Below are 13,398 nucleotides of genomic sequence, written 5' to 3'. Positions count from 1 at the left end.
TTTTCACCATGAAAAAACCATCCACAAAAATAGGGCTTGAAATCAAGTCCTCACAACTTTTTTTAAAGAGTCTAAAGCAAGAAATGATGAAAATACTGGAAAATTAGTAGTGTTTTAAATGAAAATTAATAATTATTATATTCATAACGGAAGTAAAATAAATTAAACTAAAAAAAGGATAACATAAGTGTTACATAATGTAACACTTTTCTAAAAACAAAGATATTTGCAATTATCTAATTCAACCTTAATTTTACCAGTATATTTCATATGTTCCAAATCTCCCGTCCAATCAGCATAAATGTGCATGTAAACTGGTTTTTTAATGGTTTTAGGTACTTTATAGTACTCCCAACAAATATCCCCATCATCATAATATTTCCAAACAGATTTTATATATTTAGCTTTATATCCTAATTTTTTATAAGGATTCCAAGATTTGGATTTATACAAGTTCCCATCCGAATCAATCCATGATTCATATGTTTTCACTTTTTTTGTAACCCATTTAGTTTTCTTTTTAGTCCCTACTTTCTTATTTATGACTTTTTTTCCTTTTTTTATTTTGTTATATGTTTTATCTGATACTGTTACTTTATATTTTCCTTTTTTGAATGTGTGGCTTGCTGAAGCTGCACTCATCACCATACCTACTGTGAATATTATCAGTACAAATAAGATTATTATTTTTTTATTATTCATAATTGGCCTCTTTTTTAATTCAATCTTTGTGTAAAAATATGTGTTTAACTTATATTTATAATGTATATAAATAACACATGTTTATATGAAAGATCATAGGGACAATACCCAAACCAAAAAAAAACTCAATATCTATTCATAAACCTGACCAATTACCTTTACATCATCAAATGCATCAGGATGGCTCACATAAATCATGCAGACCTCGTCTTTAAGTCCAAATATGAATGCTGCTCCCTGGTTTTCATATTCCAAGTAATATCCACTGTAACCGTACATCTTGGTTGGTGTTCCTTCCAGGCTTGCGGCAACCTCCTCACTGTCAAAGCCGGAACCTGGAGTCTTTGTAACGCCAATCTCTATAAAGTACTTTTCATTACTCCAAGCCATTGCAGTTGACTTCACGTTTTCATCTATGCTGACTTCTGTCCTGTCCGGTTCCATGACATAATCTGCCGGAAGCTGGAACTCAACGTCATCCACCTTCACTATTTGGGTCGGACCGGGTATAAAAAGAGTTGAGGCAATTGCAACAGCAACAATAGCCACAATAACTATCAAAATAATATACTTAATTGGAAATTTTTTATTCCTATTTGGAACCTTTTCGCCGCAATTGGCACAGAATAATGCGTTTTCCTTTAGTTTTTCACCGCATTTGCTGCAATATTCTGTCATTTTAACCCCAAGGACTAGCTGTACTTGTCTTTGATTTCATTCATGATTCTTAACTTTTCAAATGCCACATCTTTTGGGGCTCTTCTAAGACCGCAATCAGGATCCAATATCAGATTGTCCTTTCCAACAATATTGATTGCACGGATAACCAAGTCGTCAACCTCATCAATGTTGTCCACTGTGTTGACTGATGAATCGACACATCCGAATCCTATAATCTTGTTATGAATCAGATTGGAATTCTCTTCCAAGACGTTTATGTTGACGTTATTTCCCGCAAATTCCATATCGAGAATGTCCACATTGAACTTTGCCAAATCCTTGAATGCACCGTCAAGTGTTCCGCATACATGCATTGCCAATGGGATTTCAAGGTTTTCGCGAAGGATGTCAATGGCTTCACTGGCGACCTTCATGTCCACCATGCCTGTGGAGAGGAAGGGCTCGTCAATCTGGATGTAGACGGGCTCCACCTTTTTGACAATGGCATTAACCTCATGCTTAAGGCTGTGTGCAAGATCTATTATGGCATCTTCCCTGTTCTTGTAGAAGAACTGGATTCTGGAAGAGTGCACAATGGTGTTAGGGCCTGTAATTATCCCCTTAACGCCTTTTCCTTCAGGAATGTTTCCATTATAATAGTCTTTCATGACCTTCTTTGCATATTGCAAATCCTTGATGGATATTTCCCGAATTGGTCTTACGATTTTGGAAACGATTACAGTGTTTCCCTCCTCGATTTTCATTCCGGGAATGTATTTAGTAAAAATAGAGACCATGTCTCCCCTGACCTGACCATCGGAGATTATGTCAACTCCGGCATCAAGTTGAGAGATAACACTATCTTTTATAGCTTGTTTATACGGATCATATGCTCCAAGAGCACTTAATAACTTATTTTTAGTGGAAGATTCCTTTTTCAGTTCAACTGGGAAGCTTCCGACAACAGTGGATTTCATTTTTTATTACCGGTATCTAATTTTCTGATTTTTTCTACTTCTTCCTCATCAATCGGCAATTCCACAACGGAGGTTCCGTGACAAGGTTTAGTGTATGGCAGGAATACTGTTCCTTTTTCATTGTCAAAACCTATTGGTATCGGAGGGATTCCTATTACTCTAACCCCCAACACCTCATCGCCAGGTTTGATGTAGACTATGTCATCAGCCTTGAATCTGATAATCATTGCACAGTCCTTGAAACCTGCCTTTGATGCATGGATTTCATAATTATCTGATTGTTGTAAGTATGTGTCTAAACAGAATGACATCTTATTCGAACTCCTTAATTGCTCTGTCAAATTTAACTTTAATCGGTGACGGATTATGGAAAGCTCTTACTGCGGTAATCAAAGCGTTGCTGCCACTCTCTTCAATCATTTCTACAAATTCAGCCACCTCATCTGCATCCCTTGAGAATACCAGTGCAATGGATTTGCATTGAATGATCTGTTCAAATGTTACGAAAAATGATGCGGCAGCGTCTTTGTGAACGAAACCAACCAACAGGTCAAAATCTCCTTCATTGATTTCGCCAAGAAGCCTTTCTAAATCCACTAGGTTAAGATTATAATAATTTTCAGGGTCTGATATCTTGACCAATTTTTTGGCTGCGGGGTTTGCCGCAATGGTTGTATCATATCCCATCTTTGTTAATTTATTGAATACATAAACGGCCATTGGAGTTTGTGATGGAGTCTCAGGACATCCAAGTAAAACTAAAGCTTTCATATAATTACCTCATGATCTTGTCTTTAATGTAACCACATTAGCTAAAATCAATGTACCTACGAAAATAAACGTCAACAATGCCATACCGTTGATGGACCTGTTAAATATGAACATTCCAACTAATGCCTGTGCACAGAATGCTGCAAGGGCACCGGTTAGCAATACTTCCCTACCGAGATACTTCTTATTGTTCTTTTCTCTTTTCTCTCTGTACATTTTCAATACTTTAAAACCAATTATGATGGTTCCAAGCACGAAAACCATTAATCCGATTAATCCCAATATTCCGAAGTCAAAACCGTATCCGAAGATACCTGGAAGCATATAGTCGATTGTATCCTTTTGGTTAACCAATATACCGAAAAACATTGGGAAAGGCAAACCGAAGAATAATACCAGCTGCATAGGTAATGTAATGTAACCCTCCGCAAATGCCGTACCTTCCGCTCCCCAGTAGGATGCATTGGCATTGTGTCCTATCAATTGTATATTGCTCAATACTGTCTTAATACTTGATGCAGAGTACTGTTCAATCCTTCCCAACCTAAGCAATGGTGAGAAAATTGTCATTCCACTCACTCTTGCAACCACTTCCAGAAGAACGAAACCGACTGCCGCAGCACCCAGGAACATTCCAATTCTTTTTGCGGTGAATATTGATTTTTCCCTGAATGATTTGGATATTATCAAATAGCCGAAGAACAATCCTATTAACCATAAGATTAAAAATGACCTGTGCATTAATCCTCCGAATATTGTTATACCTGCAAGGAAAAGAATAACGAACCTTCTAAGTGGCCGTATGTCCACTCCCGATTCCTTCATCACCTTCAATGATGCCAAAGCCGCAACGGTACCCAATAACGCTATCGGTCCGAATGGATGCGTAAATTCCGCCTGACTCGAGGACAATACCAAAAGTGCGATGTCCCCTGCAAATATCAATGTAAAACCGCCCATCAGGAACAGTGACAGGAAGGTAACCACACTGAGTGACAATGGGATTAAATTCAAAGCAAACACCCATGTGACAAATAGCATTACCGCTACTTCTACAATTAACTGTAAGTGGTTTTGAGCAATTAACAACATATTTTAATCACAATTCTATCTTATTTTAAAAAAATAAATGGACTGACCGGGATTTGAACCCGGGGCCTCCGCCATGCCAAGGCGACGATCTACCATCTGAGCTACCAGCCCAATAAAACAAATTAATACTATACTAAATTATATGATTATTTTACTATAAAAACTATTTGCCATTTTTGGCCAAATCATATAAATTATCAATAATCACCTGGAACAAGTCATCAGTCTTAACATCGATTTCCTCATGAGGTTTGACAATCAGGTCAAGTGCCTTTTCAATCACTTCATCGGTATCGATGGACCTGAACATCAGTCCCTTGTTGATGTAATACTGGTCAACGGACAATGTTTCTCCAGGATAACAGGAGATTACAGGAGTCTGAAGGATTGCAGCTTCCCTGTTCATTGTTCCTCCGGCACCAATAACCAAATCTGACTTCTTAATGATGCTTGATGTGTCAACCGGCGGTTTCAAAATTGAGACGTTTTCAATGCCCTCAAATATTTCAGCCTGTTCCTTGAACCTTGGAAGAATCAGAATATTGGCCACATTCTTCAACTCGTCAACAATAGGGGACAAGACTGATTTTCTGCAGTCTGTGTTCAGGTATGATGCAAGTGAAGGTTCCGGCCTCATCAAAATTGTTTTTGGATGTTTCAATTCAAGATTCAAGTCATCAAACACATTGTCATTATATTCAAAGCTTTTGAAGTGCATTAATTCTGAGGTTCCATCATAGGATATGATAGTGTTCGGATCTGCTCCGAATTTCATCAGTTTCCACATGTCGATGATTTTCGGTGTGATAATCCTGTCACATAACGGAAGGGTCAGCTTGTTGGCTGCAAGCGCATGCTCATTGTCCAAAACGTATAGGCTTGGAATTCCTAAACCAAATGAGATTCTAGGAAGTTCAATGGAATGCTTGCTAAGGGCGACATCCACCTTTTCGCCATTTATGATGTCCACAAGGTTGTACACCCTTTCAGTACTTTCCCTTAACTTATCGTAAAGGCTTACGCCATGTTTTCCGACTGATATGAAGTCAATGTCATACATTTCCATCAGTTTATGGATATCACCAAATTGTCTAGCAGTGACTATTACATCCTCACCTTCAGCTTCCAAATATTTTATTACGTCCTTGAAAAATCTCACATGAGGAGCATTTGAAATATCTATCCATACTTTCATGAAACCACCTGAATTAAAACTTAACTATTTTTTGCTTCTTCAATTACAGCAATAATTTCATCCAATCCAGTTCCTTCTTTCAAACTGGATTTAATTACTTTAACATTAGGGTTTAATCTTTGAGCGTCAGCCACCATCTTGTCAGCGTCAGCTCCAACGGCATCTGCAAGGTCAACCTTATTGATTACAACCACATCAGATGTCTGGAAAATGATTGGGTGTTTTTCAACAGTGTCGTCACCTTCGGTAACGCTCACAACGACAATTCTCAAGTGTGAACCCAATTCGAAGTCCACAGGACAAATCAAGTTACCCACGTTTTCGATAATGACCATGTCAAGGTCATCCAAAGGCAGGTCCTCAAGTCCGTGACCCACTAAATGTGCATCTAAGTGACATTCCTTACCAGTGTTTAAACCTACAACAGGCACATCATGCTTTTCTATACGTCCTGCATCGAATTTTGAGATTACGTCTCCTGCAAGAACACCAATCTTATAATCAGTATTGTCAATGATCTCTTCGACAAGTGTTGTTTTACCGGAACCGATTGCTCCTACAAAATCAACACAGAAAATGTCTTTATCTTCCAAATTTTTTAAGTTTTTATCCGCTAATTTCTTATTAGCATCCATAATATTTTTTGCTACTTCTACATCAGCTACTTGGTGCATATTTTTGCCTCCAATCTAATTATCGTCAGGTTTTTCAATAACAATATTTTTTACAACAATGTCTTTTCCATTTAAGGTCTCTACGCTCAAGCTGTCACATTCAGGACATTTGACGAGTGGAGCGTAGTGGTCACTATCATCTAATATAGCTTCACCATGGAAATTGCAGTCATTACATTCTATTTCAGCTGGAATCTCTTCAAAAACAATTTTTGCATCTTCCATAATTGTATTTTCAATCAAAACTCCTAATATGAATTCCAATTGTTCTGGATTTATCATTGCGAGTCTTCCAACTTCAACAGTGACTTCATTTACTTCAGTTGCATTATTTGCCTCTGCAGTTTCAAGAACCGCATTGATAATGCCTTGAGCCATAGATAATTCGTGCATTTTACAACTCCTATATAAAACATTAATACTATAAATTTAGTTTTATCCATTAATAAAAGTATTTAATATATTAGTATTATTGAAGTAATACTTAAAAAGTATAATTTTTAAATCTTTTAAATAAATGTTGATGTTGGCAACATTTAAATATAATATTTTTAAAAAATTAATAATAATTAGGAGATAGTATTATGACTTACAAATCAAAATTCGGTTTCGGCTGCATGAGACTGCCCCTGACCGATAAGAACGACCCCACATCAATCAATCAGGACCTGTTCAACGAAATGGTTGACATCTACATGGAAAAAGGATATGACTACTTTGACACTTCCTATGCTTATCACAACGGAATGAGCGAAGTTGCAATCAGAAAGGCAGTTGTTGAAAGGTATCCGCGTGAATCCTTCAGAATATGTGACAAAATGCCGACATGGGCTCTGACCTGCGAGGAAGACAATGAAAAGTTCGTCAACGAAATGCTTGAAAGACTTGGCATTGAATACTTTGACGTTTTCTTCATTCACAACATCAACGGACCATGGGTTAAAAACGCAATAAATGCAAACACCTTTGAATATGTCAAAAAGATGAAAGAAAACGGAGTTGCAAAGCAAATTGGATTCAGTTTCCACGACAAATCAGACCTGCTTGAAGAAGTTCTCGACAAATACGGAGAGATGTTCGACATAGTCCAACTGGAGCTCAACTACCTTGACTGGGAGGATCCGTCAATTGAAGCCCACAAATGTTATGACCTGTGTGTCAAACACGGACTTGACGTCTATGTCATGGAACCATTGAAAGGAGGAGTGATTGTAAATCCAAATGATGAGATAAAAAATGACTTCAAAGAGTTCAACCCGGACAAGTCCATTGCAAGCTTTGCAATCAGATTCTGCGCATCCCTTGAAAACGTTAAAATAGTTCTAAGCGGAATGAGCAAAATGGAGGATTTGATTGATAACTGCGACACCTATGAGAATTTTGAGGTCTTAAGCGATGAGGAAAACTCATTTTTGGAAAAGATGGCTCTAAAGCTGGCCGACAACGTTGCAGTTCCATGCAGCGAATGCGGATACTGTGTTGACGCATGTCCTGAAATGATTCCAATCCCTGAATATTTCAATCTATACAACACAAGCAAGAACCAGCCTGAATCCGACATCTACAGATTGTACTTTGACAAGCTGGCCGATGAGAAGGTTCCTGCTGACGAGTGTACATACTGCAGCACATGCATTGACCACTGCACTCAAAAAATAGACATTCCGGAAATGCTTGAAAAGGTGTGCGAACACTTTGAGCAAGGATTCACCCCATACGGATGAGGTTTAAGCAACCCTCATCTTCAATTCCCTAACCATTTCACCATTCTTATTTATTTTTGACGCTTTTTTATAATATTCAACCGCCTTTGGGAAAATTCCTGAATGGTAATATATCAATCCCATCAATGCCAACGCTTCTGAATTTCTATCATCGAAATCCAATAATTTCACCAGAATATCGGAAGCTGTGGCCAAGTCTCCCTGTTCATACAGGTCATAGGCTTCCTCATATAATGTATCTACATCATCAAGGGAGTTCAACTCCACCATTTCCTTTTGAGGCTTGTTGGTAAGCAGGACTTCAAGCTCATTTGCCATTTCGTTTGACCTGTCGGCAGACAATGCCTTTTTGGTAAACAGTAACGCTATATCCTTCTGGTCCTGTTCATATAAGATTTGAGCCATAAGGGCCAATGCCCTGGCATGTCTCTTATCATTTGAGATTATGTTGTTCAAAAGGTCCTTTGAAGCCGAATAGTCTCCCTTTTTATATAAATCATAGGCCTCATCAAAGTCGTCCGGAATCACAATCTCCTCAACGATTACTTCAGCCTCGATTTCACTGTCATCCTCATTGGATATCAGTTTGGACATGAACTCAAGAATGTATTTTGTGGCGTTCTTGTGCAATGGCTTGTTATCGTTTCCGCATTTTGGTGAGTAGATGCATGCGGGACAGCCACTTTGGCATTGGCAATTGTTCAGCATGTCAATTGTTGAGTTCAGCAATTCCACAAACACATCAGCAGCCTTTTCACAGATGCCTATTCCACCTTCATATCCATCATAAATGAATATTGTCGCTTCCTGGGTGTCCTCATGATAGTTTGTTGACAGCCCTCCAATGTCAAACCTGTCGCACATCGTATGCAATGGGAAGAGTCCGATCAATGCGTGCTCCGCTCCATGAAGGCCCCCTGCAAAGACCTCCTCCTCATTTGGAAACATGTCTTCCAAGGTGTCCTGAACACGTTTCGGTATTGTGAACCACAATCCCTTGGTGTTGAACTTCAAAGGAGGCAGTTCAAGAGGATATGTTCCAATTGCTTTTGAAAAATGCATCTTTTTGTATTTGAAGTAATCTTCACTTACTGTCAGTTCCCCGAAGTGTATTGTCAAGTCGCCGTATTTTGTTTTTGACAGCTTCTTCCTGATGCTGATGTCAGTCTGGTTCAAGACCATCGTATGGTAATCCACAACCTCTTTTGAGACATTCACATAGCCGCTCTTCAGATTAACATCATTGACGACGTAGGTGTCTCCCTTGTTGATAAGGATTGCTCCCTCATGGGCTTCACGATAAACCTGTGAACGCTCCATTGTCTCCAAAAGCTTTCCGTTATTCATTACCTTGAATTCCTCTGATGAAATCTGGTCAAGGGAATGGTCAAGTGCGGGACTGTCGTCATACGGATATATGAAGTCTCCCCTATGGTTTTCATGCAAGTCCTTCCTGGCGACCATGCCGTCAATAACGTTCTGTGAAATGCCGAAGTACTTTTCCGCCTCACCCCTCTGCAAAGGCAGTTCCTTGGCCGCACACAAAAGATGGGCCTCCTGCAAAATCGGATTTTTCAAGTCTATGATTGCATTTTCATGGGGCTTGTCGAAGAAGAATTTAGGATTGTTCATGAAATACTGGTCCAGCTGGTTTTCAAATGCTATCAATACTGCCAGGGACTTTTGGTTGCTTCTTCCTGCCCTTCCAGCCTGTTGCCATGTTGAAATCATTGTTCCGGGATAGCCTGAAATGATTACAGCATCAAGGGAACCGATATTTATTCCCAATTCCAATGCATTAGTGCATGTCACTCCCAGGTATTTTCCGCTTTTGAGTCCCTCTTCAATCTCACGTCTCTCCTGGGCCTGATATCCTGCACGATATGCTGCAATACGATGGGCCAGCTTGCCCTTTACCTGAGTCATGTCCTTTTTGGCCCACATCGCAATCAGTTCTGTGGTTTTACGTGAAACGGTGAAGCATAATGTCTGAATGTTTTTGAGCATCATGTACATGAAAATGTTTTCCGTTTCCATGTGCACTGAAGGCGCATTCTGCGTGTTGATCTTCTTTCGGACATAATTCTTGAATGGGTTGTATAGAATGAAGTCCTTCTCTCCGCTTGGGGATGTGTCATTGTCGACAAGCTTGAAGTCTTCCCCTGTCAGCCTGTTTGCAAGTTCCAACGGGTTTGCAAGTGTGGCTGAGGACAATATGAACTGCGGATATGAGCCATAGAAATTGGCAATCCTTTTCAGCCTTTTAATCAGGAAGGCAACGTTTGAACCGAAAACGCCCTTGTAGTAATGTGACTCATCTATCACGATATATCTGAGGTTCTTATAGAATCTTGACCATTGGTGATGCCAGGACAATATAAGATGCAATTGGTATGGGTTTGTCAGGACTATCCTTGACTTTTCGCGTATTCCCCTTTTATCCTCCCGAGGGGTGTCGCCGTCATATGTTCTGGGACGTATCTTAATAGACAATTCCTCTTCCATGCCTTCAAGAACGTGCAGTTGGTCATTTGAGAGAGCCTTTGCGGGATAAATGTACAGCGCCGTTGCATCCTTATCCTCTATCATTGTCTCCATAATAGGAAGGTTAAAAGCCAATGTCTTTCCTGAAGCTGTTGGTGTGGTGATTATTACATTCTCTCCGTCCTTTATGGCTTCATATGTCTCCGCCTGATGTTCGTATAATTTAACATTTTTTGAATCTAGATAATCAACGATCCTCTCGTTTAGATTATTCACTTTCCTGAAACTGGCCTCTTTAGCTGGTATGGTTTCTATATGGGCAATGTTTTCCCTGTATCTCACATCGTTTTTAAACATGTCAATATTGTCTACCATAATATCAGCTGAAATAGTCTCTGGAATTGTAAAATGTAAAAAATAGTAAGCTAGAACCATTTTTGGTTCTAACTTATGCATATTATGGAAGTTTACAACCTCCAATAATATATTTCAATTTCCTACTTAAATAATTTTAATATTTATAGTAATTATTTAATCTATACTGATATTTAAATCGAAGGTGAGAGCAGATGGAAAGTAATCCTTAGCAACAACTAATAGTTTCCAAATGCTCTCTCAAAGATTATTTAAATAAGTTAATTAGAAAAATTAAATTATAGTAAATTAAGAGGGAAAAAATGATATCATATGATGAATTTGAAGATATTGTAGTGGATATTCTTGAAAGAGATATTTCTTCAAATAAAAATCAGCAAAAGGCAATACTGTCAAAAAGCGATGAATCCCTTTTTATTGTAGCGGGACCAGGTTCCGGTAAAACAACCGTTATGGTTCTAAAAATACTTAAATACATTTTTGTAGATGACATTGACCCAAATGAGATACTGGCAACAACTTTTACAAGAAAAGCCGCAGAGGAACTGTACTCACGTATTCTCGGATGGGGAGATGAAATCAAAAACCACCTGCTGGACAATGTGGATGATTTCGAAAGCATCGCTAAAATCGACAGGATAGACTTCAATCAAATCAAGATTGGAACAACCGACAGTATCGCCGAGGAATTACTCAGGGACTTTAAAAAACCTGGTGAAAACCAAGCCATTGTCATTGAAGAATTCGTTGCCAACTCAGCAATGATGAGAATTATTATAGAAAATGAAGCATATCTCAATAAGGAATTAGTGGAATACCTCAAGGAACTAAGCGGCAAATCCAAGATGGAAGAGCCATCAAAATTAAGTGAAATACTTGTTAACATCAAGAACAGGTTATTCTACGACCAGATTGACATTGACAAATTATATGAGCAAAGCAAAGAGGGAAGCGGAGAGCGCATTGCCCTGGATTGCATAAGGGAATACGAGAAAACTTTGAAAAGCATGAACACCATCGATTTTGCAATGCTAGAGGCATTGTTCCTAAATAAACTCAAAAGCGGAGATTTAAATGAATTCCTTGATGAGATAAGGATTGTTCTAATCGATGAATATCAGGACACCAACCTCATACAGGAGGACATATACTTCACAATTGCCAAATCAGCCATTGAAAATGGAGGGAGCATAACCGTTGTGGGAGACGATGACCAGTCACTGTACCGCTTCAGAGGTGCGACAGTAGACCTCTTCACGCATTACCCTGAAAGAGTCAAGCAGAGACTTGGCATAGACATCACAGAGATTAACCTGCAGACAAACTACCGCTCAACAGAAAACATCATAGAGCACTGCAACCAGTTTGTGGAACTTGACAGTGAATATCAAAAAGCAAGGGTGGCAAACAAGCCGAAAATCATAGCCCCTGATTTTGAAAAGGACAAAATGCCTGTTTTGGGAATGTTCAGAAACAATCCTGAAATGCTTGCAAAGGACCTGTCAATATTCATCAACAAGCTGGTCAACAAGGGAGAGTGTGACCTAAAGGTAATGCAGGTGCTGAATAAGGAATATTATGAAAAGATGAATGAACCTCTTGACATTGCCAAATTACAGCAAATCAGAAGTGAAAACCTCAAAGCAGGAAAGGAAATGGAAAGCATCAAGCTTAAATTGGATGATGATTATGGATCCGCTTCGGATATTGCTATATTGTCATATTCACCAAAAGAGGTGTCCCATGGAAACCGTTCCTTTTTATTTTCACTTAGAAAACATCTCAAAAGACTCAAGAATCCTATTGAAATGTTCAATCCAAGGGGAATTGACCTGCAGGAAATTGATGTAGTGGGAATCTTCTGCGGATTGATGCTCGAATGCATAGATCCCGAGTCAACATTCCAACGTTCAGACAAGACAATTCCGAAATTGGCCGTGAGAAACATGAACAGATGGAGGCTTAAGGCAAAGGATTACATGAAAATGAATCCAGAACCTCGCGAACCCATTTCATTAAGCGAATTTGTCACCTATTGGCAGCTCAGACGACCGAGAGGACATGACGAATGGCCGAAAAGGGCTAGCCTAATGGAACTTGCCTACAAGCTGACAACATGGATTGAGGAGCTGCAGGATGATGTTGAGGGAATAGTGTATCTGGAGGCAATCACCAAATCAATCACACAGACAGGATTTTTCAATGAATATCACTCAGCAATTTCATTTTATAATAAAAAACAAGAGGCAGAATCAGTTCTTGAGGCCATATGGAACATTTTCATTCCATTATCAACCGGTGGGGTCAAGATTGACGAATCACTGCTTGAAACCCTGCCTGACGATAGGGTGAATGTCCTATCAATTCACCAGTCAAAGGGATTGGAGTTTCCGCTTGTCATCGTTGACGTGGGTTCAAAATTCAAGACAAACAACATAAAAACCCAAATATTGAGATTTCCAAAGTCTCTTGATGACAAGATAACCATTGAGGACAGTGTAAGGCAGCACAGCTCTCTTGGGCAAAGCGAAAGAAGCGAAAGGGACCGTTCTTTCGACGACTTGACAAGACTATACTTTGTAGCGTTTTCCAGAGCGGAAAGTGTATTGCTGCTTGTTGGACTGAGTCCCGCCATTGAAGGTTATACGAAAAGAAACGACCACTTCAACATACCGAACGTTGCTCTTGGATGGAGCAGGGATGAGAAATACGTTGGATTCAAGGAGATATATTTAGTTTAGGAG

General features: G+C 39.1%; 12 protein-coding genes and 1 tRNA gene. 2 read left to right on the top strand and 11 right to left on the bottom strand.

Going from position 1 to position 13,398, the window contains the following annotated elements:
* Positions 1 to 210: 210 nt before the first annotated feature.
* The 10 genes from MBBTH_RS03300 to hypA form a co-directional block, all read right to left on the bottom strand.
* Entirely contained in the window at positions 211 to 702 is a 492-nt protein-coding gene (locus MBBTH_RS03300) for a hypothetical protein (protein WP_116591632.1), read from the bottom strand.
* Positions 703 to 834: 132 nt separating this feature from the next.
* Positions 835 to 1,380: a zinc ribbon domain-containing protein gene (locus MBBTH_RS03295; protein WP_116591631.1), complete on the bottom strand. Its 546-nt coding sequence runs from the start codon at positions 1,378 to 1,380 to the stop codon at positions 835 to 837.
* A 14-nt stretch (positions 1,381 to 1,394) separates the two neighbouring features.
* Complete coding sequence (locus MBBTH_RS03290; protein WP_116591630.1) at positions 1,395 to 2,339, bottom strand: methionine synthase; 945 nt, start codon at positions 2,337 to 2,339, stop codon at positions 1,395 to 1,397.
* Positions 2,336 to 2,650 (bottom strand): DUF1894 domain-containing protein, encoded by a 315-nt coding sequence (locus MBBTH_RS03285; RefSeq protein ID WP_116591629.1) that lies wholly within the window; start codon positions 2,648 to 2,650, stop codon positions 2,336 to 2,338. The genes MBBTH_RS03290 and MBBTH_RS03285 overlap by 4 nt, the downstream gene beginning before the upstream one ends.
* Position 2,651: 1 nt before the next feature.
* Positions 2,652 to 3,110 (bottom strand): DUF1890 domain-containing protein, encoded by a 459-nt coding sequence (locus MBBTH_RS03280; RefSeq protein WP_116591628.1) that lies wholly within the window; start codon positions 3,108 to 3,110, stop codon positions 2,652 to 2,654.
* A 9-nt stretch (positions 3,111 to 3,119) separates the two neighbouring features.
* Positions 3,120 to 4,202, bottom strand: a complete 1,083-nt coding sequence (locus MBBTH_RS03275; protein WP_116591627.1) for a hypothetical protein — start codon at positions 4,200 to 4,202, stop codon at positions 3,120 to 3,122.
* A 38-nt stretch (positions 4,203 to 4,240) separates the two neighbouring features.
* Positions 4,241 to 4,313: transfer RNA gene (locus tag MBBTH_RS03270), tRNA-Ala, on the bottom strand.
* Between the two features lie 52 nt (positions 4,314 to 4,365).
* On the bottom strand, positions 4,366 to 5,397 hold the full coding sequence (locus MBBTH_RS03265; protein WP_116591626.1) for a DUF354 domain-containing protein: 1,032 nt from the start codon (positions 5,395 to 5,397) through the stop codon (positions 4,366 to 4,368).
* Positions 5,398 to 5,417: 20 nt separating this feature from the next.
* Positions 5,418 to 6,071, bottom strand: coding sequence for a hydrogenase nickel incorporation protein HypB (hypB, locus tag MBBTH_RS03260; RefSeq protein WP_116591625.1), 654 nt, complete (start codon positions 6,069 to 6,071; stop codon positions 5,418 to 5,420).
* 15 nt (positions 6,072 to 6,086) lie between these two features.
* Complete coding sequence (gene hypA, locus MBBTH_RS03255) at positions 6,087 to 6,464, bottom strand: hydrogenase maturation nickel metallochaperone HypA (RefSeq protein ID WP_116591624.1); 378 nt, start codon at positions 6,462 to 6,464, stop codon at positions 6,087 to 6,089.
* A gap of 191 nt (positions 6,465 to 6,655) precedes the next feature.
* Between hypA and MBBTH_RS03250 the strand changes: the two genes are divergently transcribed.
* Positions 6,656 to 7,795 (top strand): aldo/keto reductase, encoded by a 1,140-nt coding sequence (locus tag MBBTH_RS03250; RefSeq protein WP_116591623.1) that lies wholly within the window; start codon positions 6,656 to 6,658, stop codon positions 7,793 to 7,795.
* Between the two features lie 3 nt (positions 7,796 to 7,798).
* Here MBBTH_RS03250 and MBBTH_RS03245 read toward each other — a convergent pair whose 3' ends face one another.
* A complete protein-coding gene (locus MBBTH_RS03245; RefSeq protein ID WP_116591739.1) occupies positions 7,799 to 10,654 on the bottom strand; it encodes a DEAD/DEAH box helicase in 2,856 nt (951 codons plus the stop codon).
* A gap of 302 nt (positions 10,655 to 10,956) precedes the next feature.
* Between MBBTH_RS03245 and MBBTH_RS03240 the strand changes: the two genes are divergently transcribed.
* Positions 10,957 to 13,395 (top strand): UvrD-helicase domain-containing protein, encoded by a 2,439-nt coding sequence (locus MBBTH_RS03240; RefSeq protein WP_116591622.1) that lies wholly within the window; start codon positions 10,957 to 10,959, stop codon positions 13,393 to 13,395.
* The last annotated feature ends 3 nt before the right edge of the window (positions 13,396 to 13,398 follow it).

Source organism: Methanobrevibacter thaueri, from assembly GCF_003111625.1.
Classification (GTDB): domain Archaea; phylum Methanobacteriota; class Methanobacteria; order Methanobacteriales; family Methanobacteriaceae; genus Methanocatella; species Methanocatella thaueri.
Note: the sequence above shows the minus strand (reverse complement) of the source record. Positions and strands in the feature narration are given on the sequence as shown.

What these genes read in the sequence shown, in the direction of transcription:
- hypB (WP_116591625.1), bottom strand. Translation starts at nt 6,071, where the DNA reads ATGCACCAAGTAGCTGATGTAGAAGTAGCAAAAAATATTATGGATGCT.
- MBBTH_RS03245 (WP_116591739.1), bottom strand. Translation starts at nt 10,654, where the DNA reads ATGGTAGACAATATTGACATGTTTAAAAACGATGTGAGATACAGGGAA.
- MBBTH_RS03280 (WP_116591628.1), bottom strand. Translation starts at nt 3,110, where the DNA reads ATGAAAGCTTTAGTTTTACTTGGATGTCCTGAGACTCCATCACAAACT.
- MBBTH_RS03290 (WP_116591630.1), bottom strand. Translation starts at nt 2,339, where the DNA reads ATGAAATCCACTGTTGTCGGAAGCTTCCCAGTTGAACTGAAAAAGGAA.
- MBBTH_RS03300 (WP_116591632.1), bottom strand. Translation starts at nt 702, where the DNA reads ATGAATAATAAAAAAATAATAATCTTATTTGTACTGATAATATTCACA.
- MBBTH_RS03275 (WP_116591627.1), bottom strand. Translation starts at nt 4,202, where the DNA reads ATGTTGTTAATTGCTCAAAACCACTTACAGTTAATTGTAGAAGTAGCG.
- MBBTH_RS03285 (WP_116591629.1), bottom strand. Translation starts at nt 2,650, where the DNA reads ATGTCATTCTGTTTAGACACATACTTACAACAATCAGATAATTATGAA.
- MBBTH_RS03250 (WP_116591623.1), top strand. Translation starts at nt 6,656, where the DNA reads ATGACTTACAAATCAAAATTCGGTTTCGGCTGCATGAGACTGCCCCTG.
- hypA (WP_116591624.1), bottom strand. Translation starts at nt 6,464, where the DNA reads ATGCACGAATTATCTATGGCTCAAGGCATTATCAATGCGGTTCTTGAA.
- MBBTH_RS03240 (WP_116591622.1), top strand. Translation starts at nt 10,957, where the DNA reads ATGATATCATATGATGAATTTGAAGATATTGTAGTGGATATTCTTGAA.
- MBBTH_RS03265 (WP_116591626.1), bottom strand. Translation starts at nt 5,397, where the DNA reads ATGAAAGTATGGATAGATATTTCAAATGCTCCTCATGTGAGATTTTTC.
- MBBTH_RS03295 (WP_116591631.1), bottom strand. Translation starts at nt 1,380, where the DNA reads ATGACAGAATATTGCAGCAAATGCGGTGAAAAACTAAAGGAAAACGCA.